At 70.1% G+C, this 25,030-nt stretch carries 21 protein-coding genes and 1 tRNA gene; 17 read left to right on the top strand and 5 right to left on the bottom strand.

The window, feature by feature from the left end; translation table 11 throughout:
• Positions 1 to 9: 9 nt before the first annotated feature.
• From ACIPSJ_RS01865 to ACIPSJ_RS01855, 3 genes are read left to right on the top strand one after another with little or no spacing between them, the layout of a single operon-like run.
• Positions 10 to 1,923, top strand: coding sequence for a biotin carboxylase N-terminal domain-containing protein (locus ACIPSJ_RS01865; protein WP_401342714.1), 1,914 nt, complete (start codon positions 10 to 12; stop codon positions 1,921 to 1,923).
• Positions 1,920 to 2,852, top strand: a complete 933-nt coding sequence (locus ACIPSJ_RS01860; RefSeq protein WP_359215476.1) for a hydroxymethylglutaryl-CoA lyase — start codon at positions 1,920 to 1,922, stop codon at positions 2,850 to 2,852. Before ACIPSJ_RS01865 ends, ACIPSJ_RS01860 begins: the two co-directional genes overlap by 4 nt.
• 5 nt (positions 2,853 to 2,857) lie before the next feature.
• On the top strand, positions 2,858 to 4,018 hold the full coding sequence (locus ACIPSJ_RS01855) for an acyl-CoA dehydrogenase family protein (RefSeq protein ID WP_359215479.1): 1,161 nt from the start codon (positions 2,858 to 2,860) through the stop codon (positions 4,016 to 4,018).
• Positions 4,019 to 4,051: 33 nt separating this feature from the next.
• On the opposite strand, the gene ACIPSJ_RS01850 is transcribed toward ACIPSJ_RS01855, so the two are convergent.
• Entirely contained in the window at positions 4,052 to 4,576 is a 525-nt protein-coding gene (locus tag ACIPSJ_RS01850; protein WP_401342712.1) for a hypothetical protein, read from the bottom strand.
• A 193-nt stretch (positions 4,577 to 4,769) separates the two neighbouring features.
• Between ACIPSJ_RS01850 and ACIPSJ_RS01845 the strand changes: the two genes are divergently transcribed.
• From ACIPSJ_RS01845 to ACIPSJ_RS01820, 6 genes are all read left to right on the top strand, one after another.
• Positions 4,770 to 5,819 (top strand): ABC transporter substrate-binding protein, encoded by a 1,050-nt coding sequence (locus ACIPSJ_RS01845; protein ID WP_359215486.1) that lies wholly within the window; start codon positions 4,770 to 4,772, stop codon positions 5,817 to 5,819.
• Positions 5,820 to 5,866: 47 nt separating this feature from the next.
• Positions 5,867 to 6,703, top strand: coding sequence for a siderophore-interacting protein (locus tag ACIPSJ_RS01840; protein WP_401342710.1), 837 nt, complete (start codon positions 5,867 to 5,869; stop codon positions 6,701 to 6,703).
• Between the two features lie 143 nt (positions 6,704 to 6,846).
• Positions 6,847 to 8,289, top strand: a complete 1,443-nt coding sequence (desA, locus tag ACIPSJ_RS01835; RefSeq protein ID WP_401342709.1) for a lysine decarboxylase DesA — start codon at positions 6,847 to 6,849, stop codon at positions 8,287 to 8,289.
• Positions 8,273 to 9,550: a lysine N(6)-hydroxylase/L-ornithine N(5)-oxygenase family protein gene (locus ACIPSJ_RS01830; RefSeq protein ID WP_359215495.1), complete on the top strand. Its 1,278-nt coding sequence runs from the start codon at positions 8,273 to 8,275 to the stop codon at positions 9,548 to 9,550. The genes desA and ACIPSJ_RS01830 overlap by 17 nt, the downstream gene beginning before the upstream one ends.
• A complete protein-coding gene (locus ACIPSJ_RS01825) occupies positions 9,547 to 10,095 on the top strand; it encodes a GNAT family N-acetyltransferase (RefSeq protein WP_401342707.1) in 549 nt (182 codons plus the stop codon). Before ACIPSJ_RS01830 ends, ACIPSJ_RS01825 begins: the two co-directional genes overlap by 4 nt.
• Positions 10,092 to 11,861 (top strand): IucA/IucC family protein, encoded by a 1,770-nt coding sequence (locus tag ACIPSJ_RS01820; RefSeq protein ID WP_401342703.1) that lies wholly within the window; start codon positions 10,092 to 10,094, stop codon positions 11,859 to 11,861. The genes ACIPSJ_RS01825 and ACIPSJ_RS01820 overlap by 4 nt, the downstream gene beginning before the upstream one ends.
• Positions 11,862 to 11,924: 63 nt before the next feature.
• Here ACIPSJ_RS01820 and ACIPSJ_RS01815 read toward each other — a convergent pair whose 3' ends face one another.
• Entirely contained in the window at positions 11,925 to 13,562 is a 1,638-nt protein-coding gene (locus ACIPSJ_RS01815; protein ID WP_401342701.1) for a beta-N-acetylhexosaminidase, read from the bottom strand.
• 70 nt (positions 13,563 to 13,632) lie between these two features.
• On the opposite strand from ACIPSJ_RS01815, the gene ACIPSJ_RS01810 reads away from it, so the two are divergent.
• Positions 13,633 to 14,526 carry a DUF4429 domain-containing protein gene (locus tag ACIPSJ_RS01810; RefSeq protein ID WP_401342699.1) on the top strand — a complete coding sequence of 298 codons (894 nt, stop codon included), beginning with the start codon at positions 13,633 to 13,635 and terminating at the stop codon, positions 14,524 to 14,526.
• A 24-nt stretch (positions 14,527 to 14,550) separates the two neighbouring features.
• Here the strand turns inward: ACIPSJ_RS01810 and ACIPSJ_RS01805 are convergent, their stop codons facing one another.
• The gene (locus ACIPSJ_RS01805) at positions 14,551 to 16,113 is read right to left on the bottom strand and encodes a purple acid phosphatase family protein (RefSeq protein WP_401342697.1); all 1,563 of its coding nucleotides are present in this window, start codon (positions 16,111 to 16,113) and stop codon (positions 14,551 to 14,553) included.
• Between the two features lie 165 nt (positions 16,114 to 16,278).
• Between ACIPSJ_RS01805 and ACIPSJ_RS01800 the strand changes: the two genes are divergently transcribed.
• On the top strand, positions 16,279 to 16,536 hold the full coding sequence (locus ACIPSJ_RS01800; RefSeq protein ID WP_359215510.1) for a hypothetical protein: 258 nt from the start codon (positions 16,279 to 16,281) through the stop codon (positions 16,534 to 16,536).
• Positions 16,537 to 16,556: 20 nt separating this feature from the next.
• On the top strand, positions 16,557 to 18,374 hold the full coding sequence (gene glmS / locus ACIPSJ_RS01795; RefSeq protein ID WP_355710604.1) for a glutamine--fructose-6-phosphate transaminase (isomerizing): 1,818 nt from the start codon (positions 16,557 to 16,559) through the stop codon (positions 18,372 to 18,374).
• Positions 18,375 to 18,537: 163 nt separating this feature from the next.
• On the opposite strand, the gene ACIPSJ_RS01790 is transcribed toward glmS, so the two are convergent.
• Together ACIPSJ_RS01790 and ACIPSJ_RS01785 are read right to left on the bottom strand one after the other, a co-directional pair.
• Entirely contained in the window at positions 18,538 to 19,104 is a 567-nt protein-coding gene (locus ACIPSJ_RS01790) for a GPR1/FUN34/YaaH family transporter (protein ID WP_401342695.1), read from the bottom strand.
• Between the two features lie 154 nt (positions 19,105 to 19,258).
• Positions 19,259 to 19,786 (bottom strand): universal stress protein, encoded by a 528-nt coding sequence (locus ACIPSJ_RS01785; protein ID WP_355710608.1) that lies wholly within the window; start codon positions 19,784 to 19,786, stop codon positions 19,259 to 19,261.
• A 342-nt stretch (positions 19,787 to 20,128) separates the two neighbouring features.
• Here ACIPSJ_RS01785 and ACIPSJ_RS01780 point away from each other — a divergent pair, with 342 nt between their 5' ends.
• The 5 genes from ACIPSJ_RS01780 (at position 20,129) to ACIPSJ_RS01760 (ending at position 24,309) form a co-directional block, all read left to right on the top strand.
• Positions 20,129 to 20,392 (top strand): hypothetical protein, encoded by a 264-nt coding sequence (locus tag ACIPSJ_RS01780; RefSeq protein WP_401342693.1) that lies wholly within the window; start codon positions 20,129 to 20,131, stop codon positions 20,390 to 20,392.
• Positions 20,393 to 20,769: 377 nt separating this feature from the next.
• Positions 20,770 to 21,942, top strand: a complete 1,173-nt coding sequence (locus ACIPSJ_RS01775) for a helix-turn-helix domain-containing protein (RefSeq protein WP_355710612.1) — start codon at positions 20,770 to 20,772, stop codon at positions 21,940 to 21,942.
• A gap of 203 nt (positions 21,943 to 22,145) precedes the next feature.
• Positions 22,146 to 22,748 carry an oligoribonuclease gene (orn, locus tag ACIPSJ_RS01770; protein WP_351497616.1) on the top strand — a complete coding sequence of 201 codons (603 nt, stop codon included), beginning with the start codon at positions 22,146 to 22,148 and terminating at the stop codon, positions 22,746 to 22,748.
• 114 nt (positions 22,749 to 22,862) lie between these two features.
• Positions 22,863 to 22,935: transfer RNA gene (locus tag ACIPSJ_RS01765), tRNA-His, on the top strand.
• A 120-nt stretch (positions 22,936 to 23,055) separates the two neighbouring features.
• Positions 23,056 to 24,309, top strand: coding sequence for a tyrosine-type recombinase/integrase (locus tag ACIPSJ_RS01760; RefSeq protein WP_401342690.1), 1,254 nt, complete (start codon positions 23,056 to 23,058; stop codon positions 24,307 to 24,309).
• The last annotated feature ends 721 nt before the right edge of the window (positions 24,310 to 25,030 follow it).

Raw genomic sequence — 25,030 nt, 5'->3', positions numbered from 1 at the left:
AGGGGACTCGTGTTCGACACCGTACTCGTGGCCAACCGGGGCGAGATCGCCGTCCGGGTCATCCGTACGCTGCGGTCGCTGGGCGTGCGCTCGGTGGCCGTGTACTCCGACGCCGACGCGGACGCCCGGCACGTCCGGGAGGCCGACACCGCCGTACGGATCGGTCCGGCGCCGGCGGGCGAGAGCTATCTGTCGGTGGAACGGCTGCTGGCGGCCGCCCGGTCGAGCGGCGCCCGGGCGGTCCACCCCGGTTACGGCTTCCTCGCCGAGAACGCCGGCTTCGCGCGGGCCTGCGAGGAGGCGGGGCTGGTGTTCATCGGCCCGTCCGCCGACGCGATCGCGCTGATGGGCGACAAGATCCGGGCCAAGGAGACGGTGGCGGCGGCCGGGGTGCCGGTGGTGCCCGGCGGCCGTGACCCCGAACTGGCCCTTGCCGCCCGCGAGTTGGGTGCGCCCGTGCTGCTCAAGCCCTCCGCCGGTGGCGGTGGCAAGGGCATGCGGCTGGTGCGTGACCTGACGCTGCTGGACGAGGAGATCGCCGCCGCCCGCCGCGAGGCCCGCGCCTCCTTCGGCGACGACACGCTCCTCGTCGAACGGTGGATCGACCGGCCCCGGCACATCGAGATCCAGGTGCTGGCCGACGGCCACGGGAACGTCGTCCATCTCGGCGAGCGCGAGTGCTCGCTCCAGCGGCGGCACCAGAAGGTGATCGAGGAGGCGCCCAGCGTGCTCCTGGACGAGGCCACGCGGGCGTCGATGGGCGAGGCGGCGGTGCAGGCGGCGCGCTCGTGCGGGTACGTCGGCGCGGGCACGGTGGAGTTCATCGTGCCGGGCGGCGACCCCTCGTCGTACTACTTCATGGAGATGAACACCCGGCTCCAGGTGGAGCACCCGGTCACCGAACTGGTCACGGGGCTCGACCTGGTGGAGTGGCAGCTGCGGGTGGCGGCCGGCGAACCGCTGCCGTTCGCCCAGGCCGACGTCACGCTCACCGGGCACGCGGTCGAGGCGCGGATCTGCGCCGAAGACCCGGCGCGGGGCTTCCTGCCCACCGGCGGCACGGTCCTCCTGCTGGACGAGCCCTCCGGGGACGGCGTCCGCACCGACTCGGGGCTCAGCGAGGGCACCGAGGTGGGCAGCCTGTACGACCCGATGCTGTCCAAGGTGATCGCGTACGGCCCGGACCGGGAGACCGCGCTCCGCAAGCTGCGCGCGGCCCTCGCGGAGACGGTCACGCTGGGCGTGCAGACCAACGCCGGGTTCCTGCGCCGGCTGCTCGCCCATCCGGCGGTGGTGGCGGGTGAGCTGGACACCGGGCTGGTCGAGCGGGTGGTGGACGACCTGGTCTCCACCGACGTACCGGACGAAGTGTACGAGGCGGCGGCGGCCGTCCGGCTGGAGGCGCTGCGGCCCGTCGGCGCGGGCTGGACGGACCCCTTCTCGGTGCCGAGCGGCTGGCGCCTCGGGGGCACCCCCAAGCCGGTCGGCTTCCCTCTCCGGGTGCAGGACCCGGTGGAGTACGTCCCGCGCGGCACGCACACCGTGAGCGGTGACCGGGTGTCGGTGACGCTGGACGGTGTCCGCCACACCTTCCGCCGGGCCGCCGACTGGATCGGCCGCGACGGCGACGCCTGGCAGGTCCGCGACCACGACCCGGTCGCCGCGTCCCTCACGGGGGTGGGACACGCGGGGGCCGACTCCCTGACCGCGCCGATGCCCGGCACGGTGACCGTGGTGAAGGTCGCCGTCGGGGACGAGGTGACCGCGGGTCAGAGCCTGCTGGTGGTGGAGGCGATGAAGATGGAGCACGTCATCGCCGCCCCGCACGCCGGCACGGTCACCGAACTCGACGTGAGACCCGGTGCCACGGTCGCCATGGACCAGGTGCTGGCCGTCATCAACCCGGTGGAGGACGCGACATGACACTCCCCATGGTCGTCCCGGCGACCGACCTTCCCGCCCGGGTCCGGATCCACGAGGTCGGCGCCCGCGACGGCCTGCAGAACGAGAAGTCGACGGTCCCCACCGACGTCAAGGCGGAGTTCGTGCACCGCCTGGCCGACGCGGGCCTGACGACGGTCGAGGCGACCAGCTTCGTGCACCCCAAGTGGGTGCCCCAACTCGCCGACGCGGAGGACCTGTTCCCGCGCGTCCGCGACCTGCCGGGCGTCGCCCTGCCCGTGCTCGTCCCCAACCAGCGCGGCCTGGACCGCGCCCTGGCTCTCGGCGCCCGCCGGATCGCGGTCTTCGCCAGCGCCACCGAGTCCTTCGCCAAGGCCAACCTCAACCGCACGGTGGACGAGTCCCTGGCCGTCTTCGACCCGGTCGTCCGGCAGGCGAAGGAGGCCGGCGCGCACGTCCGCGGCTATGTCTCGATGTGCTTCGGCGACCCCTGGGAGGGAGCCGTCCCGCTCCACCAGGTGGTCCGGGTCTGCAAGGCGCTGCGGGACATGGGCTGCGACGAGCTGAGCCTGGGCGACACGATCGGCGTCGCGACCCCCGGCCACGTCCTCGAACTCCTCTCCCTGCTCAACGAGGAAGGCGTGCCGACGAACGTCATCGGCGTGCACTTCCACGACACCTACGGCCAGGCGCTCGCCAACACCTACGCGGCCCTGGAACACGGCGTGACGACGGTCGACGCGTCCGCCGGCGGGCTCGGCGGCTGCCCGTACGCCAAGTCCGCCACCGGCAACCTCGCCACCGAGGACCTGGTCTGGATGCTCCAGGGCCTCGGCATCGAGACCGGAGTAGACCTCGGCAAGCTCACCGCCACCAGCGTGTGGATGGCCGAACAACTGGGCCGACCCAGCCCGTCCCGTACCGTCCGCGCCCTCTCCCACCAGGAGTGACGACCATGGACCACCGCCTCTCCCCCGAACTGGAAGAACTCCGCCGCACGGTGGAGGAGTTCGCGCACGACGTCGTGGCGCCGAAGATCGGCGACTTCTACGAGCGTCACGAGTTCCCCTACGAGATCGTCCGCGAGATGGGCCGCATGGGCCTGTTCGGGCTGCCGTTCCCCGAGGAGTACGGCGGGATGGGCGGCGACTACCTCGCCCTCGGCATCGCCCTGGAGGAACTGGCCCGCGTCGACTCGTCGGTGGCGATCACCCTGGAGGCCGGGGTGTCGCTGGGCGCGATGCCCCTGCACCTGTTCGGCACCCCGGAGCAGAAGCGGGAGTGGCTCCCCCGGCTCTGTTCCGGCGAGATCCTCGGCGCCTTCGGTCTCACCGAGCCGGACGGCGGCAGCGACGCCGGCGCCACCCGCACCACGGCCCGCCTGGACCCCGCCACCGACGAGTGGGTGATCAACGGCAGCAAGTGCTTCATCACCAACTCGGGGACCGACATCACCGCTCTGGTCACCGTCACCGCGGTCACCGGCCGCAAGCCCGACGGCAAGCCGCTGATCTCCTCGATCATCGTCCCCTCCGGCACCCCCGGCTTCACCGTCGCCGCCCCCTACTCCAAGGTCGGCTGGAACGCCTCCGACACCCGCGAGCTGTCCTTCGCCGACGTCCGCGTCCCCGCCGCCAACCTGCTCGGCGAGGAGGGCCGCGGCTACGCCCAGTTCCTGCGCATCCTCGACGAGGGCCGCATCGCCATCGCGGCCCTCGCCACCGGCCTCGCCCAGGGCTGCGTGGACGAGTCGGTGCGGTACGCCAAGGAACGCCACGCCTTCGGCCGCCCCATCGGCGCCAACCAGGCCATCCAGTTCAAGATCGCCGACATGGAGATGAAGGCCCACACCGCCCGCCTCGCCTGGCGCGACGCGGCCTCCCGCCTCGTCTCCGGCGAACCCTTCAAGAAGGAAGCCGCCCTCGCCAAGCTCTACTCCTCCACCATCGCCGTCGACAACGCCCGCGACGCCACCCAGATCCACGGCGGCTACGGCTTCATGAACGAGTACCCCGTCGCCCGCATGTGGCGCGACTCCAAGATCCTGGAGATCGGCGAGGGCACCAGCGAGGTCCAGCGCATGCTGATCGCACGGGAGTTGGGGCTGGTGAGCTGAGGCGGCCGGGGGCGGCGGCCCGTCAGGCGCCTCCTACTCGCCGTCCGCCTCCTCCAGCGGGTCCAGCGGGTATCCGGCCTCCACCGCGCGGCGGTACCAGTCCCGGGCCTCGGGTTCTTCGCCGTTGCGGCTCAGGACGTATGCCAGGCGCACCATGGCCGGCGGGTAGCCGTGGTGCGCCGCGCGCCGGTGGACGGCCTGGGCGCCGTCCCAGTCGCCGGCCCGTTCGAGGGCGAGGCCGAGGTTGCAGAGCTGGAGCCCGGCCCTTCGGGAGGACAGCTTGGACAGGTACTGCCGTTCGATGCTCTCCAGCCCCTCGCGGCGGTAGGCGTTGAGCAGGAGGTTCGTCGCGCCCCTGGTACCGAAGGGGGTGGCGGCCCAGGCGAACGGCAGACCGGCGCAGATCGCCAGCGCCGCGATCGTCCACGACGCCCACGCCGGCGTGCCGATCGCCGAACGGCTCCACCCCGTGGCGGCGTCGAGGACGAGCACCACCGGCACCCCCGCGGAGACCACGAAGAGGATGGCGAGCGAACGTCTGCTCCAGCCGTAGTTCACCGCACAAGGTGAGCACGCCGAGGGGCGGGCATCAAGAGGTGTCAACACAAGTTGCCGCGCGCAGAGTTGGGGCGGCGGAGCCGGTCGCGCACGGGTGACGCCAGGGGCGGGCCTGGACAAGATCTGAGGTTAGGCTAACCTAAGCAACGACTTGTCCGGCGGGGTTTCCGCACGTCCGAAAGCAGCCACAGCCATGTCCAACGTCAGAGCAGCCCACCTCACCCGCCGCGGCATCCTCGCCGCGGGCGGCGCCCTCGGTCTCGGCGCCGCGCTCGCGGCCTGTGGGGACGGCGACGCGAAAAGCGGCTCCTCGGACAAGGAGACGACGGCCGCCGCCAAGTCCGGTCCCTGGACGTTCAAGGACGACCGCGGGACCACGGTGAAGCTGGACAAGGTCCCGGCGGACATCGTCGCGTTCGTCGGGGTCGGCGCCGCGCTGTACGACTACGGCATCGAGGTCAAGGGCGTCTTCGGCCCGACGAAGACGAAGGACGGCAAGGCCGATGTCCAGGCCGGCGACATGGACGTCAGCAAGCTGACCGTCCTCGGCAACGAGTGGGGCCAGTTCAACGTCGAGAAGTACGCGGCCCTGGCCCCGGACGTCCTGATCACCACGATGTTCGACGGCGCCGGCACCCTCTGGTACGTCCCGGACGAGTCCAAGGACAAGATCGCCAAGCTCGCCCCGAGCGTCGGCATCTCGGCCTACGACCGTCAGCTGACCGTCCCGCTCCAGCGCGTCTGGGCCCTCGCCGAGTCGCTCGGCGCGGACATGACGGCGAGCAAGGTGACCGACGCGAAGAAGCGGTTCGAGGAGGCGTCCTCCCGGCTGCGCGCCGCCGCCAAGGCGCACCCCGACATCAAGGTGCTGGCCGGTTCGGCCGCCCAGGACCTGTTCTACGTCTCCGGCTCCAACCTCTCCGTGGACCTGGAGTACTTCAAGGCCCTCGGCGTGAACTTCGTGGAGCCCTCGGCGTCCGTGCTGAAGGCGAGCGGCGGCTGGTACGAGTCGCTGAGCTGGGAGAACGTCGACAAGTACCAGGCCGACATCATCATGATGGACGACCGTACGGCGACCATCCAGCCCGCCGACATCACCCAGGCCACCTGGAAGAAGCTCCCCGCGGTCAAGGCCGGCCAGGTCATCGCCCGTTCCCCCGAGCCGATCTTCTCCTACGACAAGTGCGTCGCGATGGTGGAGAACCTCGCCAAGGCGATCGAGACGGCGAAGAAGGTCAGCTGAGCCCCACGCCCGCAAGTCCGACAACTTCCTGAGTCTCAGGAGCTCATATGACGACGGCCGTAGCCGCCCCGTTCCGTTTCTTCTCCCTCCAGGTCGTACGGACGAGGCGGCTCGGTCCGTCTCTGGTCCGGGTCGCCTTCGCCGGTACCGATCTGGCGCACTTCCACTCCCACGGACGCGACCAGTCCCTCTCCCTGTTCCTCCCCGCCGAGGGGCGGACCGAGCCCGCCGTGCCGATCGAGTTGGGCGACGGCTGGTGGCAGGGGTGGCGGGAACTCCCGGACGACGTACGGGCCGTGATGCGGTCGTACACGCTCCGGGCGCTGCGCCGCGACCCCGACGAGATCGACATCGACTTCGTGCTGCACGGGGTCGAGCCGGGGGCAGCCACCCCGGCCGGACCCGCCTCCCGGTGGGCTTCGCGGGCGGGCGCCGGGGACCGGGTCGCGCTCCTCGGCCCGGCGATCGCCGACAACCGGGCGATCCGCTTCCGGCCGCCCGAGGACACCGATCTGGTGCTGGTCTGGGGCGACGAGACCGCCGTACCGGCCGCGACCGCCATCCTCGAATCCCTGCCCGCGGGCACACGCGTCCGCGCCTGGCTGGAGGTGCCGCACGCCGGGGACGTGCAGGACGTGGTCACCGAGGCGGACGCGGAGATCACCTGGCTGGTCGGCGGCCGGGATGCCGCGGGAGAGATCCGGGCCGCCCGACTCCCCTCCTGCGAGCGCCCGTACGCGTGGATCGCGGGTGAGTCGGGGCGGGTGAAGGAGCTGCGCCGGCACCTCGTCGGGGAGCGGGGGATCGACCGGCGCCGGGTCACCTTCGTCGGGTACTGGCGGCAGGGCCTGACGGAGGAACAGCTCCGGGCGGCCGGCGAGTAGTTACGCTCACCGATCCGCCGACCCGCCGACGTGACGGCTGTCACGGGAGGGGCAGCGTTTCACCCGTGTTACTTAGGTTAGGCTAACCTAAGTGGAGCCGATCGCTCCCCTCCCCCGCACGGATCGTCCCGGAGGCCCCCCTCATGCGCTCGCACCTGCTCAATGACCTGACCGCGGAGCACTACCGTCGCTCCGTGACCGAAGGAGTAGAGCGGGTGGCGGCCAAACTCGCCACCACCGACCGGCCGTTCACGGGTGTCACCGTCGACGCCCTCGCTCCCGCCATCGACGCCATCGACCTGGACCGGCCGCTGCACGACACCAGCGCGGTCCTGGACGAACTGGAGGACGTCTACCTCCGGGACGCCGTCTACTTCCACCACCCCCGCTACCTCGCCCACCTCAACTGCCCGGTGGTCATCCCGGCGGTGCTCGGCGAGGCGGTGCTCTCCGCCGTCAACTCCTCCCTGGACACCTGGGACCAGTCGGCCGGCGGCACCCTCATCGAGCGGAAACTGATCGACTGGACGACCGCCCGGATCGGCCTCGGCGAGGCCGCCGACGGGGTGTTCACCTCCGGCGGCACCCAGTCCAACCTCCAGGCGCTGCTCCTTGCACGCGAGGAGGCCAAGGCCGAATCCCTCGCCGACCTGCGGATCTTCGCCTCCGAGGTCAGCCACTTCAGCGTGAAGAAGTCGGCGAAACTGCTCGGCCTCGGCCCGGACGCGGTGGTCTCCGTGCCCGTCGGCACCGACAAGCGGATGCAGACCGTCGCCCTCGCCCGCGAACTGGAGCGCTGCGCGCAGGAGGGTCTGGTGCCCATGGCGGTGGTCGCCACCGCCGGCACCACCGACTTCGGCTCCATCGACCCGCTCCCCGAGATCGCCGAGCTGTGCGAGCAGTACGGCGTGTGGATGCACGTCGACGCGGCCTACGGCTGCGGACTGCTCGCCTCCCTCAGGCACCGGGACCGGATCGCCGGCATCGAGCGCGCCGACTCGGTCACCGTCGACTACCACAAGTCCTTCTTCCAGCCGGTGAGTTCGTCCGCCGTGCTGGTCCGGGACGCGGCCACCCTGCGGCACGCCACCTACCACGCGGAGTACCTCAACCCGCGCCGGATGGTACAGGAGCGCATCCCCAACCAGGTCGACAAGTCCCTGCAGACCACCCGCCGCTTCGACGCCCTCAAGCTCTGGATGACCCTGCGCACCATGGGCGCCGACGGCATCGGCGAGCTCTTCGACGAGGTCTGCGACCTGGCCGCCGAGGGCTGGAAGCTGCTCGCGGCCGACCCGCGCTACGACGTCGTCGTGCAGCCGTCCCTGTCCACCCTGGTCTTCCGCTACATCCCCGCCGCCGTCACCGACCCGGCCGAGATCGACCGCGCCAACCTGTACGCCCGCAAGGCCCTGTTCGCCTCCGGCGACGCCGTGGTCGCGGGCACCAAGGTCGGCGGCCGCCACTACCTGAAGTTCACCCTGCTCAACCCCGAGACCACGACGGCGGACATCGCCGCCGTCCTCGATCTGATCGCCGGCCACGCCGAGCAGTACCTGGGAGAGTCCCTTGACCGCGCGTCCTGAAACCCCGAGCAAGACCTACGACTTCGTGGGGATCGGGCTCGGCCCGTTCAACCTCGGTCTCGCCTGCCTCACCGAGCCGATCGCCGAACTGGACGGCGTCTTCCTGGACTCGAAGCCCGACTTCGAGTGGCACGCCGGCATGTTCCTGGACGGCGCCCACCTCCAGACCCCGTTCATGTCGGACCTGGTCACCCTCGCCGACCCCACCTCCCCCTACTCCTTCCTGAACTACCTGAAGGAGAAGGGCCGGCTGTACTCGTTCTACATCCGCGAGAACTTCTACCCGCTGCGGGTCGAGTACGACGACTACTGCCGCTGGGCCGCGAACCGGCTGACCAACGTCCGCTTCGGCACGACGGTGACGGAGGTCCGGTACGAGGACGGGCGGTACGTCGTCACGACGGCCGCCGGGGAGACGTACCGCGCCCGCCACCTGGTCCTCGGCACCGGCACCCCGCCGCACATCCCGGCGGCCTGCGAGGGCCTGGGCGGCGACTTCATCCACAACTCGCGCTACCTCCGGCACAAGGAGGAGTTGCAGTCGAAGGAGTCGATCACGCTGGTCGGCAGCGGCCAGTCCGCCGCCGAGATCTACTACGACCTGCTCAGCGAGATCGACGTCCACGGCTACCGGCTGAACTGGGTGACCCGCTCCCCCCGCTTCTTCCCGCTCGAATACACCAAGCTCACGCTGGAGATGACCAGCCCCGAGTACATCGACTACTACCACGCCCTCCCCGAGGACACCCGCTACCGGCTCACCGCCGAGCAGAAGGGCCTCTTCAAGGGCATCGACGGCGACCTCATCAACGAGATCTTCGACCTGCTCTACCGGAAGAACCTCGGCGGCCCGGTCCCGACCCGACTCCTCACCAACTCCTCGCTCGAAGCCGCCGGTTACGACAACGGCAGCTACACGCTCAAACTCCGCCAGGAGGAGCAGGGCAAGGAGTACGAGATCGAGACCCAGGGCCTGGTCCTGGCCACCGGCTACAAGTACGCCGAGCCGGAGTTCCTCAGGCCGGTCCGCGACCGGCTGCGCTACGACACCCACGGCAACTTCGACGTCGCCCGCAACTACGCCATCGACGTCACCGGCCGGGGCGTGTTCCTCCAGAACGCCGGCGTCCACACCCACAGCATCACCAGCCCCGACCTGGGCATGGGCCCCTACCGGAACGCGTACATCATCCGCGAGCTGCTCGGCTCGGAGTACTACCCGGTGGAGAAGACGATCGCCTTCCAGGAGTTCTCCGTATGAGCACCACCGCCACCCTGACCTTCGCCTTCCGGCCCCTCGACCCGCTCAAGGACGCCGAACTCCTGCACTCCTGGGTCACCCACCCCAAGGCGGCCTACTGGATGATGCAGGACGCGAGACTGGAGGACGTCGAGCGGGCGTACATGGAGATCGCGGCCGACGAGCATCACCACGCGCTGCTGGGGACCGGGGAGGACGGGGCGCCCGCCTTCCTGATGGAGTACTACGACCCGGCCCGGCGCGAGCTGGTGGGGCTGTACGAGCCCGAGCCGGGGGACGTCGGGATGCACTTCCTGACCCCCGCCACCGGCACGCCCGTGCACGGCTTCACCAGGGCCGTGATCACGGCCGTGGTCGCCCGTCTCTTCGAGGACCCGGCGACCCGCCGGATCGTCGTCGAGCCGGACGTGCGCAACACGGCCGTGCACGCGTTGAACGAGGCCGTCGGGTTCGTGCCCGTACGGGAGATACAGAAGCCGGAGAAAAGGGCGTTGCTGAGTTTCTGTACGCGGGAGCGGTTCGAGCAGGCGGTGGCCGCCGTATGACGCTCGCCGACGCGGTCGCCCACCTGTCCCCCGAGCGCTGGGAGCGGGCCAACCGGCTGCTCATACGCAAGGCGCTCGCCGAGTTCGCCCACGAGCGCCTGATCACCCCGGAGGCGGACGGGCCGTCGTACGTCGTCCGCAGCGACGACGGGCTGACCCGCTACCGCTTCTCCGCCGTCCGGCGCGCCCTGGACCACTGGCAGGTGGACGCCGACTCCATCAGCCGTACCCGCGACGGCGCCGAACTGCCGCTCGCCGCGCTGGACTTCTTCATCGAGCTGAGGAAGTCGCTGGGGCTGAGCGACGAGATCCTGCCGGTCTACCTGGAGGAGATCTCCTCCACCCTCTCCGGCACCTGCTACAAGCTCACCAAGCCCCAGGTCCCGGCCGCCGAGCTGGCGCGCGCCGGCTTCCAGGCGATCGAGACCGGGATGACCGAGGGCCACCCCTGCTTCGTCGCCAACAACGGCCGGCTCGGTTTCGGCGTCCACGAGTACCTGTCGTACGCCCCGGAGACCGCGAGCCCGGTCCGGCTGGTGTGGCTGGCCGCCCACCGGTCTCGGGCCGCGTTCACGGCGGGGGTGGGGATCGAGTACGAGTCGTTCGTGCGGGAGGAACTGGGCGAGGCGACCGTCGAGCGGTTCGACGGCGTCCTGCGCGACCGGGGTCTGGACCCCGCCGACTACCTGCTCATCCCGGTCCACCCCTGGCAGTGGTGGAACAAGCTCACCGTCACCTTCGCCGCCGAGGTCGCCCGCGGCCACCTCGTGTGCCTGGGCGAGGGCGACGACGAGTACCTGGCCCAGCAGTCCATCCGGACCTTCTTCAACAACTCCCACCCCGAGAAGCACTATGTGAAGACCGCCCTGTCGGTCCTCAACATGGGCTTCATGCGCGGGCTTTCGGCCGCCTACATGGAGGCCACCCCGGCGATCAACGACTGGCTGGCCCAGCTCATCGACAACGACCCGGTGCTCAGGTCCACCGGTCTGTCGATCATCCGGGAGCGGGCGGCCGTCGGCTACCGGCACCTGGAGTACGAGAAGGCGACCGACCGCTACTCGCCGTACCGGAAGATGCTGGCCGCGCTGTGGCGGGAGAGCCCGGTCGCCTCCCTGAAGGAGGGCGAGTCCCTCGCGACGATGGCCTCCCTCCTCCACGTGGACCACAAGGGCGCCTCCTTCGCCGCCGCGCTGGTCGAGCGGAGCGGACTGACGCCGACGCAGTGGCTGCGGGCCTATCTGCGGGCGTACTTCACCCCGCTGCTGCACAGCTTCTACGCCTACGACCTGGTGTTCATGCCGCACGGCGAGAACGTCATCCTGGTGCTGGAGGACGGCGTGGTCCGGCGGGCGGTCTACAAGGACATCGCCGAGGAGATCGCCGTCATGGACCCGGACGCGGTGCTGCCGCCGACGGTCGAGCGGCTGCGCGTCGAGGTCCCGGAGGACATGAAGCTGCTGTCGATCTTCACGGACGTGTTCGACTGCTTCTTCCGCTTCCTCGCCGCGAACCTGGCGGCCGACGGGGTCCTGGACGAGGACGACTTCTGGCGGACGGTCGCCGAGGTCACCCGCGAGTACCAGGAGTCGGCGCCCGAACTCGCCGAGAAGTTCGCCCGGTACGACATGTTCGCGCCCGAGTTCGCGCTGTCCTGCCTCAACCGGCTCCAGCTGCGCGACAACCGGCAGATGGTGGACCTGGCGGACCCGTCGGGCGCCCTCCAGCTGGTCGGAACCCTGAGAAATCCCGTCGCGGGGTTCTGATCCAGGCAGACGGGCTCCCCCGAGTACGGTCCTCGGGGGAGCCCGTCGTCCTGTCCGCTCAGCCTACTTCGCGGGCCAGGGCACCTGCGGGGAGCGGTAGTAGGCGATGCCGAGCGCGTCCCAGCGCGGGGCCTGGGCGGCGAGCCGCGCCTTGTAGGCGGCCCAGGAGTGGGTGGCGGCCGGCGACCAGCCGAGCTCGGCGACGCCCGGCAGCCTCGGGAACGCCATGTAGTCGATATCGGCGTCCGTCACGATGGTCTCGGTCCACAGCGGCGCCTCCACGCCCCTGACCGCCGCACCGGGCGCCCCGGCGAGATAGGTGCCCGGGTCCCAGTCGTAGGACCGCCGCACCTCCACCAGGCCCGCCCAGTCCTGGCCGAGCCTGGTGTCCTCGGTGTACTTCATGTCGAGATAGACCCGGTCGGCGGGCGAGAGGATCAGCCCGGTGCCGTGCCGGGCGGCCTCGACCACCTGGGCCTTCTCGTCGGCGGCGGTGTCGTCCAGGCCCCAGTACTGGGCGAGGGCCCCGGCGGCCGGGTGCGCGCCGGTCAGCTGGTGCCAGCCGATCACCGTCTTGCCGTACTTCGCGACGATCGGCTGCACCCGGTCCATGAAGGCCACGTAGTCCGCGTGCGGGGTGGAGTGCGCCTCGTCGCCGCCGATGTGGAGGTAGCGGCCGGGGGTGAGGGCCGCCAGTTCCCGGACGACGTCGTCGACGAAGTCGTAGGTGACCGGCTTGCCGACGCACAGCGAGCTGAAGCCGACCTCGGTGCCCGTGTAGAGCGGGGGTGCCGTGCCGTCGCAGTTGAGGCCGGCGTAGGAGGCGAGGGCCGCGTTGGTGTGGCCGGGCAGGTCGATCTCCGGGACGACCTCCAGATAGCGGGAGGCCGCGTAGCGGACGATCTCCCGGTAGTCGGCCTTGGTGTAGAAGCCGCCCGCGCCGCCGCCGACCTGGGTGGAGCCGCCGTAGGCCGCGAGCCGGGGCCAGGAGTCGATCGCGATCCGCCAGCCCTGGTCGTCGCTGAGGTGCAGATGCAGTTCGTTGATCTTGTAGAGGGCCAGCTGGTCGATGTAGCGCTTCACCTGGGCCACGGTGAAGAAGTGCCGGGAGACGTCGAGCATCGCGCCCCGGTAGGCGTAGCGCGGCCGGTCGGTGACGGTGCCGCCCGCGACCGGCCAGGGGCCGGGCTGCACGGTGTCCCTCTCGACGGCCGCCGGGAGCAGCTGGCGCAGGGTCTGCACGGCGTGGAAGAGGCCGGCGGGCTCGGCGGCGGTGAGGGTGACACCGTCACGGCCGCTGTGGAGCCGGTAGCCCTCGGCTCCGAACGGGCCCTCGGCAAGCCGGAGCCGGATGCCCTCGGGGCCGCCGTGGGTGGTGACGGGCAGCCGGTAGCCGGTCGACGGGCGGAGGATGCCCGCGAGGTAGTCGGCGACCCGGCGGGTCTCGCGCGAGCCGTCGACGCGGATGGCGGTGTCCCGGGTGACGCGGTACGGCGATCCGCCCGCCGTGACGGACGCGGGTGCCGGAATCACCTGGCCGAGCGGGGTCGGTGCGGAGTGCGGCGCGGGCTTGGAGGCCGCCGGGGTCGCCGGGGTCGCGCCGGCCGTGAAGGCGCCGGCCGCCGCGACGAGCAGCAGGGACCCGAGGATGCGGGCCGTACGGGGAGTCGTGCTGTGGTGCCGTCTCACATGCGCTCCCATCGGTGGTGGTCCTGACCGACCAGGATTGGTCGAGACCACTCTCCCGCAGATCCGGTGGAACAATCCCTCCATGGCGGAAATCATCCAGAAGGACGGCATCTGGGCCTTCGACTCGGATGCCCTGCGGCTGACTCCGGGGCGGGACAAGAGCGTGAGTGTGCTGCGCCGGACGCTGGGTGAACTGGTCGTCCCGCTGGGGGCGTTGGCGGGGATCTCGTTCGAGCAGGGGCGGAAGTCCGGGCGGCTGAGGCTGCGGCTGCGGGACGGCGCCGACCCGCTGCTGCACGCCACCGGGGGCCGCCTCGCCGAACCCCACGACCCCTACCGGCTGACGGTCGAGCCGGACCGGTACGGGGTCGCCGAGTACTTCACGGACGAGGTGCGGGACGCGCTGCTCCTGGAGCGGGTGCCGGGCACGCCCGTGAGCGGGTACCTGCTGCCGGGGCCGCAGCTGCCGCTGTCGGTCTCCGCCGGGGACGGCACGGCGTCGTTCGACGGGGAGCGGGTGCGGCTGGAGTGGAACTGGAAGACGGAGGACGCGAAGGCCGCCGCCGGTCCCCGGACGCTGGCCCTGGCGGACATCCTGGGCGTGGAGTGGCAGCCGTCGGCCGGGCTGGAGAACGGCCATCTGCGGTTCCGGGTGCGCGGCGCGCCGGCCAGGACCCGGGCCAAGTACGACCCGAACGCGGTGGAGCTGTGGGGGTTCAAGCGCGATCCGCTGATGGCGCTGGTCGCGGCGGCGGTGCAGGCGCGGCTGCCGCATCCGTCGACGGCCGCGGGCACGGACGTGACGGCGGCCGTGACGCGGAAGCCGGAGACGGCGGTGGCGGTGGCGTCCGAGGCCGAGGCCGATCACGACGCGCTGCTGCGCCGCCTGCGGGAACTCGGCGAGCTGCACCGCGAGGGCGTGCTCACGGACGAGGAGTTCACGAGAGCCAAACAGGCGGTCCTCAAACGGATGTGAGGACCGCCTGCCGTTGTTCGGCGACTACTTGGCCTTGCGGGCCACCGTGAAGTGGTCGATGCGGTCGCCGGTCTCGGCGATGCCCGACACGTTCAGCTTGGCGTAGCGGCCGCGCGAGGCGGGCTCGACGTCGACGCGCAGGAACGAGTAGTTGAGGTAACGCACCCGGGACCAGGCGACGGTCTCGTTGACCTTGCCGTCCTTGGTGTTGATGAAGGAGGCGACGGAGTCGACCTCGTTCAGGTGGCCCTCGTAGGAGTCGGGGGCGGTGAAGGCGTAGAGGCTGCGGCCGGCCGCGCCCGCGGTGACGTAGACGACGCCCTCGCTGTCCGAGTAGGCGGTCTCGCCGATCGGGAGCTTCTTGACGACCTTGTCGCCCTTGATGACGTCGGTGCGCTCGTACTGGTGGTTGTGGCCGTTGATGACCAGGTCCACCGTGTACTTCTCGAACAGCGGCACCCACTCCTGGCGCACGCCCCCCTCCGAGGCGTGCGCGGTGGAGGTGCAGTAGGCGCAGTGGTGGAAGAACACGATGATGAAGTCGATGTCCTTCGAGGCGCGGAACTTCTTCAGCTGGCCCTCGAACCACGTGGTCTGGGTGCCGCCCGAGATGCCGAGGTTGGCCGGGATCTCGAAGGAGACGTCGTTCGGGTCGAGCGAGATGACCGCGGTGTTGCCGTAGACGAAGGAGTAGACGCCGGGCAGGTTCGCCTTGTCCGGTCCGTTGTCGGGCAGGGTGAAGCGGGCCTCCTCGCCGCCGTAGCCGTTGGGCGAGTACCAGGCCTCCATGTCGTGGTTGCCGTACGACACCATCCACGGCACGGACTTGGCGACGGACTCGGTCTGGGCGAGGAACTGGTCCCAGGTGCGCGAGTCGAAGCCGGTGTCGGCGGACTTGCCCTGGCCGGCCGGGTCGGCGTAGGCGATGTCGCCGGCGTGCAGGTGGAAGCTGGGGTTCTGGCCGAGGATCAGCGCGTCGTTGGCCAGGCCGTGGTAGCTGACGCCCTGGTCGCCGAAGGCCGTGAAGGTGAACGGCGTCTTGCAGTCGGGCGCGGTGGTGAAGGTGCCCAGGGTGCCGAGGAGGTGGGCCTCGGCCGGGTCGAAGCCCTGGTGGCCGACGCCGTAGTAGTAGGTCTTGCCGGGACGGAGGTGGCTCAGCTTGGCGTGCACGTAGTACTGCGTGTGGTCGGCGCTGGCGCCGACGCCGGCCGGGGTGTACAGGGTGCGGATCTCGGCGTCGATCTTGCGCGAGAGGTCCCAGGGGTGGGCGCCGATGCGCACGAAGGGCTTCTTCACGGAGACCGGCACCTGCCAGGAGATCGTCATCTCCGTGCTGGCGTCGTTGCCGAAGGCGAGGTGGCGGCCGAAGGGGGCGACGAGGGAGCCGTCGACCTGCTCTGCGGCGGGGGCGGCGGACTGCGTGGGGACGGCGGCCTGGGCGGTGCCGCCCAGAACGAACTGACCGCCGGTGATGGCGCCGACGGTGACGGCGCCGCCTCTGATCATCGAGCGCCGGGAGAACTTGGCGCGGAGGTACTCGTGCTGCTCGGCCATGCTGCGGTCGGCGAGCTCATCGGGTACGCCCATACGAGGAATGTCCATGGCGTCTGAAAATCGTCTCCACAAGCAACGTGGCGCAAGACACAGGATGGACAGGTTACGAACAGAGCCCCATAAGAGATTCAACAGGCCGTTGCCCGGAATCGGGCAGGATTCTTGCGAATCCGGCGCCGGTGCTCCAGGATCTACCGGGTGCACGACGAACTCGTTGATCATCTGGCGCGGTCCACGCCCCTGAGCCGGGGCGAGGCGCTGCGGGTGATCCAGGACGTGCTCGCCTACTTCGACGAGCCGGCCGGGGACTACATCCGGCGCCGCCATCGCGAACTCCAGGCGGAAGGCCTGGTGAACGCGGAGATCTTCGACCGGATCGCGGCGGATCTGAAGTACAGGGCGGTCGCCCCGCCGGAGCTCACCCTCCGGCAGCTGCGCCGCATCGTCTACGGCTGAGGAATACGGAACACCTATATATGTGCGGAATTGTCGGATACATCGGTAAGCGCGATGTCACCCCCCTCCTCCTGGAGGGTCTCCAGCGGCTGGAATACCGCGGCTACGACTCGGCGGGCATCGTCGTCACCACGCCGAAGTCCGCCGGTCTGAAGATGGTGAAGGCCAAGGGCCGGGTCCGGGACCTGGAGGCCAAGGTCCCGGCGCGCTTCAAGGGCACCACCGGTATCGCCCACACCCGCTGGGCCACCCACGGCGCCCCCTCCGACCTGAACGCCCACCCGCACATGTCGGCCGACCAGAAGGTCGCGGTCGTCCACAACGGCATCATCGACAACGCCGCCGAGCTGCGCCGCAAGCTGGAGGCGGACGGCGTCGAGTTCCTCTCCGAGACCGACACCGAGGTCCTCACCCACCTGATCGCCCGCTCCCAGGCGGAGACCCTGGAGGAGAAGGTCCGCCAGGCGCTGCGCGTGATCGAGGGCACCTACGGCATCGCCGTCATGCACGCCGACTTCCCCGAGCGGATCGTGGTGGCCCGCAACGGCTCCCCCGTGGTCCTCGGCATCGGCGACAAGGAGATGTTCGTCGCCTCGGACATCGCGGCCCTGGTCACCCACACCCGCCAGATAGTGACCCTCGACGACGGCGAGATGGCCACCCTCAAGGCCGACGACTTCCGCACCTACACCACCGAGGGCACCCGGACGACGGCCGAGCCGACCACCGTGGAGTGGGAGGCCGAGTCCTACGACATGGGCGGCCACGACACGTACATGCACAAGGAGATCTTCGAGCAGCCCGACGCGGTCGACCGCGTGCTGCGCGGCCGGATCGACGACCGCTTCTCCACCGTGCACCTCGGCGGCCTCAACCTCGACGCCCGGGACGCCCGTGCCGTGCGCCGGGTGAAGATCCTCGGCTGCGGCACCTCGTACCACGCGGGCATGATCGGCGCCCAGCTGATCGAGGAGCTGGCCCGGATCCCCGCCGACGCCGAGCCGGCCTCGGAGTTTCGCTACCGCAATCCCGTCGTCGACCCCGACACCCTCTACATCGCGGTCTCCCAGTCCGGTGAGACGTACGACGTCCTCGCCGCCGTCCAGGAGCTGAAGCGCAAGGGCGCGCGGGTGCTGGGCGTGGTGAACGTGGTGGGCTCGGCGATCGCCCGGGAGGCGGACGGCGGCACCTACGTGCACGCGGGTCCTGAGGTCTGCGTGGTCTCCACCAAGTGCTTCACGAACACAACGGTGGCGTTCGCGCTCCTCGCCCTGCACCTCGGCCGGATCCGCGACCTCTCGGTCCGCGACGGCAAGCGGATCATCGAGGGCCTGCGCAAGCTGCCCGCCCAGATCTCGGAGATCCTCGCCCAGGAGGCGGAGATCGAGCAGATGGCCAAGGAGTACGCCGAGGCCCGCTCGATGCTCTTCATCGGCCGCGTCCGGGGCTACCCGGTGGCCCGCGAGGCCTCCCTGAAGCTGAAGGAGGTCTCCTACATCCACGCGGAGGCCTACCCCGCCTCCGAGCTCAAGCACGGTCCGCTGGCGCTCATCGAGCCGGCCCTCCCCACGGTGGCGATCGTCCCCGACGACGACCTCCTGGAGAAGAACCGCGCCGCCCTGGAGGAGATCAAGGCCCGCAGCGGCAAGATCCTCGCCGTGGCCCACCAGCACCAGGAGAAGGCCGACCGCACGATCGTCGTCCCGAAGAACGAGGACGAACTCGACCCGATCCTGATGGGCATCCCGCTCCAGCTCCTCGCCTACCACACGGCGAAGGCACTGGGCCGCGACATCGACAAGCCGCGGAACCTGGCGAAGTCGGTGACGGTGGAGTAGGACCGCTTGAACGTGCGGGCCGGTGGGAACTGCGCGAGCAACCCCCACGCACCCGCACGGGCCGACGAAACCGAACGGACCCCTCACGTGTGCCACATGGCCACGGAGGGGTCCGCTCATTGGATCGCCGGGGACGCCCAACTCCCCGGCGTCGGCTGCCGTTTCAGCCGTGGGCCGTCACCCCCCGGCCGGCAGCCCGCCTCGGAATCGCCGTCGGCCAGTGCGCGAGCGCGGCCGTCGCGGCGTACCAGGCCACCGCTCCCGCCGCCGCGGCGACCCACCCGCCGACCTTGGTCAGTGACGAACTGTCGGCGAAGCTCGCGACCGCGAGGAGCAGCATCGACAGGAACAGCAGCCCGTGCATGGCCTGTCCGAGCGTGTCGCCGCCCGCGAGGGTCAACGACAGGGCCACGAGGGCGAAGAGGAGCAGGAAGAGCCCGGCGCCGTTGGCCGAGGCATGGCCGCCGGACGAGACGGCCCAGGTGAACCAGAGGGCGCCGAGGGCCACATGGCCCGTGCCGTTCGCGGCGTCACGGTCACGGAAGGCCAGCAGGCCGACGAGGAAGAGGGCGACTCCGCCCACGTAATGGGCGACTGACACGGCGTCGGACGTGGTGACGTTGTCGATCACGCCGGTGGTGCCGAGGCCGAACGCCAACAGGGTGATTCCCAGGGCGAGTCGGCCGGCCACGGTAGTGGTTCCGCTTCCCGCGGAGACGTCATTGTCCACGGCGGGCTCCCTTCATGCTTTGTGCAGTTGTGCGCGGTGACCGATATATGCCCTTCACAAGGGCACAAACACCTCTGCACGCCAGAAAATTCAGGCACTGCACGAAGGGAGCAAGGCCGTTCCCACGGCGCATCTCACCTGGGAGAACGGGGAGTTACGGAATGACAACGACGGGCCGCTTGGCCCGCTTGGCGAGCCGCCCGGCGACGGAGCCGAAGATCCGGCCGACGATCCCGTGGGTCGACCCCACGACGATCGCGTCCGCCTCGTACTCCCGCCCCACCTCTTCGAGTTCGTGGCAGATGTCACCGCCGCGCTCGACGAGGATCCAGGGCACCTCGGACAGGTAGTCGGCGCAGGCGAGCTCCAGACCGAGCACCTCGGTGCGGTGGTCCGGCACGTCGACGAAGACGGGTGGCTCGCAGCCGGCCCACACGGTGGTCGGCAGTCGGTTGGCGACATGGACGATGATCAGCCCTGTGCGGGAACGGTGTGCCATCCCGATCGCATAGGCGAGGGCGCGTTCACTGGAGGTGGAGCCGTCGAAGCCGACGACCACCCCGTGCTTGAAGGCGGGATCGCAGGAAGGACGTGACTCTTCCGCCGCCAGCGCATCGGCCGCCGTGGGGTCGGCGACCGGCCGCTTGCGGTCCGCTGGATCGAAGAATTCGTGACCGGCCATGGCTGTCTCGGCGTTGGGATCCTTGTGTAGGGGAGGGACGACAGTGTGCGGCGGAGCTGTGTCCGGGAAACATCTTCCCAACCCCATACCCCCAAGGGTACGGCGGCACGCCTCCTCAGCCCAGATCCCGCGCACTCTCCGTAGGGGACCTTCCCCGGAGTCGGTTAGGGGTTCCCCGGAGCATGCACGAGGCGCGCCCGTAACGCAATGGTTGCTGCCCCGTACAGGCGGTTTGCACAGGATTCGGACAGGCCGGACGCCCACGCACGGTGACCGACCGCCCGAACACGCGTTGATCACGGCACGAGTGCACCACGAGGGAGTACGACAGGGAGTACGACCATGTCCGGACGGCGCCCCACCGCCCCCGAACCACACCCCGCCCCGGACGCCGCGGGCGACGTGGTCCGCTGGGCCGCGTTCTCCTGCGTCCTCGTCCCGGTGGTCCTCCTCTGGTACGGCACCTCGCTGGCCGGCGCCGCCGGAACCGCCTTCGGCCTGGCCGCCGTCACCGCCGTCTGCCGGTTCCTGCTGCGCCGCTCGGAGCGCGGGGCGACGGTCCGGGGAGGCGGACGTCACAGCAAGGGCAGTACACCGGTCGACTGACCGGTTTCCGCGCACACGACCGCTTCTTTTCAGCCAACTTCCCGCCCCTGTCCAAGAGGCGCCCCCACCACCCCCTAACCCCCGTTCCACCTGCACGGAAAGGGTCCAGGAGACCCCTCGCACCCTACGCGGTTTGGCCACTGCGACGAGGCGCACTTCCCTGCACGGCCCGTGAGTGCAACGCTTCGTGATCGAATGCTTCACGCCAAGTTGTCATGTCGACAATCGACGGCGTGTCGAACTGGTCAACGCGACACCGCGGAAACCAGTAGATTCGATCTTGACGTCTTACGGCGGGGGACTCGTGCAGGACCGAGGGGAAACGTGCAGGAGCGACACAACCGAGGAGCCGCGACCACCGAGGGGGGCTTAGCAGGATGAGCCACGACTCCACTGCCGCGCCGGAAGCCGCGGCCCGGAAACTGTCCGGGCGACGCCGCAAGGAGATCGTCGCGGTGCTGCTGTTCAGCGGCGGCCCCATCTTCGAGAGTTCCATACCACTGTCGGTGTTCGGGATAGACCGCCAGGACGCCGGCGTACCCCGCTACCGACTGCTGGTGTGCGGAGGCGAGGAAGGCCCGCTGCGGACCACAGGGGGCCTGGAACTCACCGCGCCGCATGGCCTGGAGGCGATCGCACGCGCCGGCACGGTCGTCGTACCGGCCTGGCGCTCGATCACCGCGCCGCCGCCCGAAGAGGCGCTGGACGCGCTGCGCCGCGCGCATGAGGAAGGGGCCCGCATAGTCGGGCTGTGCACGGGCGCGTTCGTGCTGGCCGCCGCCGGCCTGCTGGACGGCCGCCCGGCCACCACCCACTGGATGTACGCGCCGACGCTGGCCAAGCGCTATCCGTCGGTGCACGTCGATCCACGCGAGCTGTTCGTGGACGACGGCGACGTCCTGACGTCCGCCGGTACGGCGGCCGGAATCGACCTCTGTCTCCACATCGTGCGGACGGACCACGGCAACGAGGCGGCCGGCGCGCTCGCCCGGCGCCTGGTGGTCCCGCCCCGCCGCTCCGGCGGTCAGGAGCGCTATCTCGATCGGTCTTTACCAGAGGAGATCGGCGCCGACCCGCTCGCCGAGGTCGTCGCCTGGGCACTGGAGCACCTCCACGAGCAGTTCGACGTGGAGACACTGGCGGCCCGCGCCTACATGAGCCGCCGGACGTTCGACCGCCGTTTCCGGTCCCTGACCGGCAGCGCCCCGCTCCAGTGGCTGATCACCCAGCGCGTGCTCCAGGCGCAGCGGCTCCTGGAGACGTCGGACTACTCGGTGGACGAGGTGGCGGGCCGCTGCGGCTTCCGCTCCCCCGTCGCCCTGCGCGGCCACTTCCGGCGCCAGCTGGGCTCGTCCCCGGCCGCGTACCGGGCGGCCTACCGGGCCCGCCGGCCGCAGTCCGACCGCTCCGAGGCACCGGAACCGCCCCCGCTGCCGCCGACGGGTCCGCTCCCGGTCCAGTACCCCGAGGGAGTACTGCCGATGCAGACCCGCAGGTCAGCGGCGGTAGGCCTGTCGGCCAGCCTGCCGGGCCCACGCACGGGCAGCTGACGCTCCACCCTGCCCACCCGACACGCTCGGGTGGGCAGGCACCGACCCCTCGCCCACCCACCACCCGACTCGGTGGGACACGAGGCGAGGGGGAAAAGCGACGACCCCCGTCCGGCACCGAGGCCGGCGGCACGGTCGCCCCCGGAGTGTTCGGCGCGGTACCGGGGGCACCCAAACGCCGACGTCAGCTTTAGGGTGGTCGCATGAACGATCGCATGGTGTGGATCGACTGCGAGATGACCGGCCTCTCGCTGTCCGACGACGCGCTCATCGAGGTGGCCGCGCTGGTCACCGACTCCGAGCTGAACGTGCTCGGCGAGGGCGTGGACATCGTCATCCGTCCGCCGGCCAAGGCACTGGAGACGATGCCGGAGGTGGTGCGGCAGATGCACACCACGTCCGGCCTGCTCGACGAGCTGGCCGGCGGCACGACGCTCGCCGAGGCCGAGGAGCAGGTCCTGGCCTATGTCCGGGAACACGTCAAGGAACCCGGCAAGGCCCCGCTGTGCGGAAACTCCGTCGGCACCGACCGCGGCTTCCTGGCCCGGGACATGGCCGCCCTGGAGGGATACCTCCACTACCGGATCGTCGACGTGTCCAGCGTCAAGGAGCTGGCCCGGCGCTGGTACCCGCGGGCCTACTTCAACAGCCCGGAGAAGAACGGCAACCACCGCGCCCTCGCCGACATCCGCGAGTCGATCGCCGAGCTGCGCTACTACCGCGAGGCCATCTTCGTACCGCAGCCCGGCCCGGACTCGGACACCGCGCGGACCATCGCGGCCAAGCACGTCCTGCCTGCGGAATAGCCGCCCGGGAGGCCCCGCGGGCGGCTCCCGGAAAGCCGTGCGCGAGCACCCCTTCGGACCCTGTACACTTTTTCTCGGCCGGTCGGAGAAACCACAAAGTCACCGCCGGTCGTGGTGGGTGTAGCTCAGCTGGTAGAGCACCTGGTTGTGGTCCAGGATGTCGCGGGTTCGAGTCCCGTCACTCACCCTGAATGATCAAGGGCTGACCTGTGAAAACAGGTCAGCCCTTCGTCATGTCCAGAGTGTTGGGAACATCACGGGAACAAGAGGGCTCCAGAGGCCACCCTTTCGCCCTTATCGTCCCTGCATGGCGAGCGTTGTGGAACGACCCAGGAAAGTTGGACCGCCGACCTACCAGGTGAAGTGGCGGCAGGACGGCGACTGGCAGACCGAGAACTTCGGCGGGGATGAAGGCAAGGACCAGGCCGCGCAGTTCCGGAAGCTGGTCGAAGCGCACGGGAACCAGTGGCCTCACGGCTGGGTGCGCGGCGAGGGCTTCGTGGAGACGCCGGCGGTACCGGGGGACGTCGCCCTGGACGAGTACGGGTACCGGTACGTCGACCGCCTCAACAACATCGACGAGCGCACCAAGGATGACTACCGGCGAGACATCCGAATACACCTGTCCTTGATCCAGCACACGGACGTCCGCGGACAGGTGGTGCCGGCCACCATCTGCAACCTTGTCCAGGAGGACGTCGACGTCTGGGTCGGCGTGGAGAAGGCCGGCGAGCGGGACCCGGACAACCCAGCGAAGTGGCTCCGCCGCCCGGCTGACCCGAAGAGCATTCGGAACCGGCACGGCCTCCTCTACTGCATCGTCCAGGCCGCCGTCGAAGCGACTCCCCAGCTGCGCACCAAGAACTGCTGCACCAAGACCCGACTCCCCCGGGCCGACGACGACACCGACGAGGAGATGACGTTCCTCGAGCACGCGGAGTACGGCCGCATAGCCCAGGAGATCAAGGACCCGGACGCGCGGGACCTCGCGGACTGGCTCGTGGGTACGGGGATGCGCTGGGGCGAGGCTACGGCGCTCATGGTGAAGGATCTGGCCCTGGACGCAGCGGCGCCCACGGCGAACGTCCAGCGGGCCTGGAAGCGCTCCAAGAAGGGCAGCGCCGAGGCGTTCTACCTGGGGCCGCCCAAGACTCGGAAGGCGCGGCGCCTGGTGGCGCTGACGCCCGACCAGGTGGCCATGCTGCGGCGGCAGACCAGCGGGTGCCGGCCGGAGGACTACGTGTTCCGTACGGCCACGGGGAAGCACTGGCGGCACGCGAACTTCTACAACCGGAAGTGGAAGCCCGCGGTGGAGGAGGCGGTCGCGAAGGGGCTCCCGAAGCGGCCACGGATCCACGATCTTCGGCACAGCCACGTCGCATGGTTGATCGGCGCGAAGATCCCCCTGCCCGCCATCCAGATCAGGCTCGGGCACGAGTCGATCCAGACGACGGTGGACCGGTATGGGCACCTGGTGCGCGGCTTGGACGACGAGATCACCTCAGCCATCCAGGCCGCCATGGGAGCGCCGGCGCCAGTCGCTCACCTCACGGTGGTGTAGGCCGTCATGGATGTGGGGCCGCCGAAGCGGCCCCACATCCATGATCAGTGTCACCCCTTACCGGCACGGCAGCCTCGGCGGGAGCGACGGCTACGCCTGCGCCCCGGGCTCAGCCTCCAGCGACCCGCCTTCGGTCTGCGCCTGCTGCCCTGAAGCAGGGTTCGGCCACAGGCCGAGTCCTGCGAGGTTGCGTATCTCCTCGGCGGCCTGGGCTCGAGCGTGCGGTGTGAAGCGGTTTCGCACGGCGAAGCAGGTCCCGCCTTCGCGGCCGGCCAGTAAAAGGTAGACCCGGCCGCCGGGCAGCTGGTCGACGTACTCGATGTCCAGGTCGCTGTAACCCTGGGTAGTGCTGCCCGGTAGCGCGCATCTGTCTGGCATGTGACCCCCTGCATGACCGTACTCGCTGCGTCATCGCGTGCATGTTCGAGACGCGATGCAGCCATTCGCTAGCGCCCCCCCAGGCGGACCACCCACGTTGCCATACCGGCCACCCTGTGACCAGTGTGAAACGGTGGGTGATTGAAAATCTCCGTTTGTGTAAGCACTGCTGGTCACAGGGTCGGCGCCCTCTGTTCATCTGTGGCCAACGCTTCTGAGGCGGGGTCAGAAACAGCCGCAAACGGCATGTGCGGTCTGTTTCTCGCGGGGGTGTGACTGCGCCACGCAACGCCATGACCAGGCCTTCCGGACGCCGAAGCGGCAGGTTGCGCGACCGAAGCGG

The organism is Streptomyces sp. NPDC090088 (assembly GCF_044747345.1).
In the GTDB taxonomy this organism is placed as follows: domain Bacteria; phylum Actinomycetota; class Actinomycetes; order Streptomycetales; family Streptomycetaceae; genus Streptomyces.
The sequence above is the reverse complement of the archived record's forward strand: the minus strand, read 5'-3'. Positions and strand labels throughout refer to the sequence as shown.

Excerpts from the sequence above, each read along its gene's own strand:
- ACIPSJ_RS01805 (WP_401342697.1), bottom strand. The coding sequence starts at position 16,113 with ATGGGCGTACCCGATGAGCTCGCCGACCGCAGCATGGCCGAGCAGCAC.
- ACIPSJ_RS01820 (WP_401342703.1), top strand. The coding sequence starts at position 10,092 with ATGACGCTCGCCGACGCGGTCGCCCACCTGTCCCCCGAGCGCTGGGAG.
- desA (WP_401342709.1), top strand. The coding sequence starts at position 6,847 with ATGCGCTCGCACCTGCTCAATGACCTGACCGCGGAGCACTACCGTCGC.
- ACIPSJ_RS01775 (WP_355710612.1), top strand. The coding sequence starts at position 20,770 with ATGAGCCACGACTCCACTGCCGCGCCGGAAGCCGCGGCCCGGAAACTG.
- glmS (WP_355710604.1), top strand. The coding sequence starts at position 16,557 with ATGTGCGGAATTGTCGGATACATCGGTAAGCGCGATGTCACCCCCCTC.
- ACIPSJ_RS01845 (WP_359215486.1), top strand. The coding sequence starts at position 4,770 with ATGTCCAACGTCAGAGCAGCCCACCTCACCCGCCGCGGCATCCTCGCC.
- ACIPSJ_RS01840 (WP_401342710.1), top strand. The coding sequence starts at position 5,867 with ATGACGACGGCCGTAGCCGCCCCGTTCCGTTTCTTCTCCCTCCAGGTC.
- ACIPSJ_RS01810 (WP_401342699.1), top strand. The coding sequence starts at position 13,633 with ATGGCGGAAATCATCCAGAAGGACGGCATCTGGGCCTTCGACTCGGAT.
- ACIPSJ_RS01860 (WP_359215476.1), top strand. The coding sequence starts at position 1,920 with ATGACACTCCCCATGGTCGTCCCGGCGACCGACCTTCCCGCCCGGGTC.
- ACIPSJ_RS01825 (WP_401342707.1), top strand. The coding sequence starts at position 9,547 with ATGAGCACCACCGCCACCCTGACCTTCGCCTTCCGGCCCCTCGACCCG.
- orn (WP_351497616.1), top strand. The coding sequence starts at position 22,146 with ATGAACGATCGCATGGTGTGGATCGACTGCGAGATGACCGGCCTCTCG.
- ACIPSJ_RS01815 (WP_401342701.1), bottom strand. The coding sequence starts at position 13,562 with ATGGGAGCGCATGTGAGACGGCACCACAGCACGACTCCCCGTACGGCC.
- ACIPSJ_RS01780 (WP_401342693.1), top strand. The coding sequence starts at position 20,129 with ATGTCCGGACGGCGCCCCACCGCCCCCGAACCACACCCCGCCCCGGAC.
- ACIPSJ_RS01760 (WP_401342690.1), top strand. The coding sequence starts at position 23,056 with ATGGCGAGCGTTGTGGAACGACCCAGGAAAGTTGGACCGCCGACCTAC.
- ACIPSJ_RS01855 (WP_359215479.1), top strand. The coding sequence starts at position 2,858 with ATGGACCACCGCCTCTCCCCCGAACTGGAAGAACTCCGCCGCACGGTG.
- ACIPSJ_RS01785 (WP_355710608.1), bottom strand. The coding sequence starts at position 19,786 with ATGGCCGGTCACGAATTCTTCGATCCAGCGGACCGCAAGCGGCCGGTC.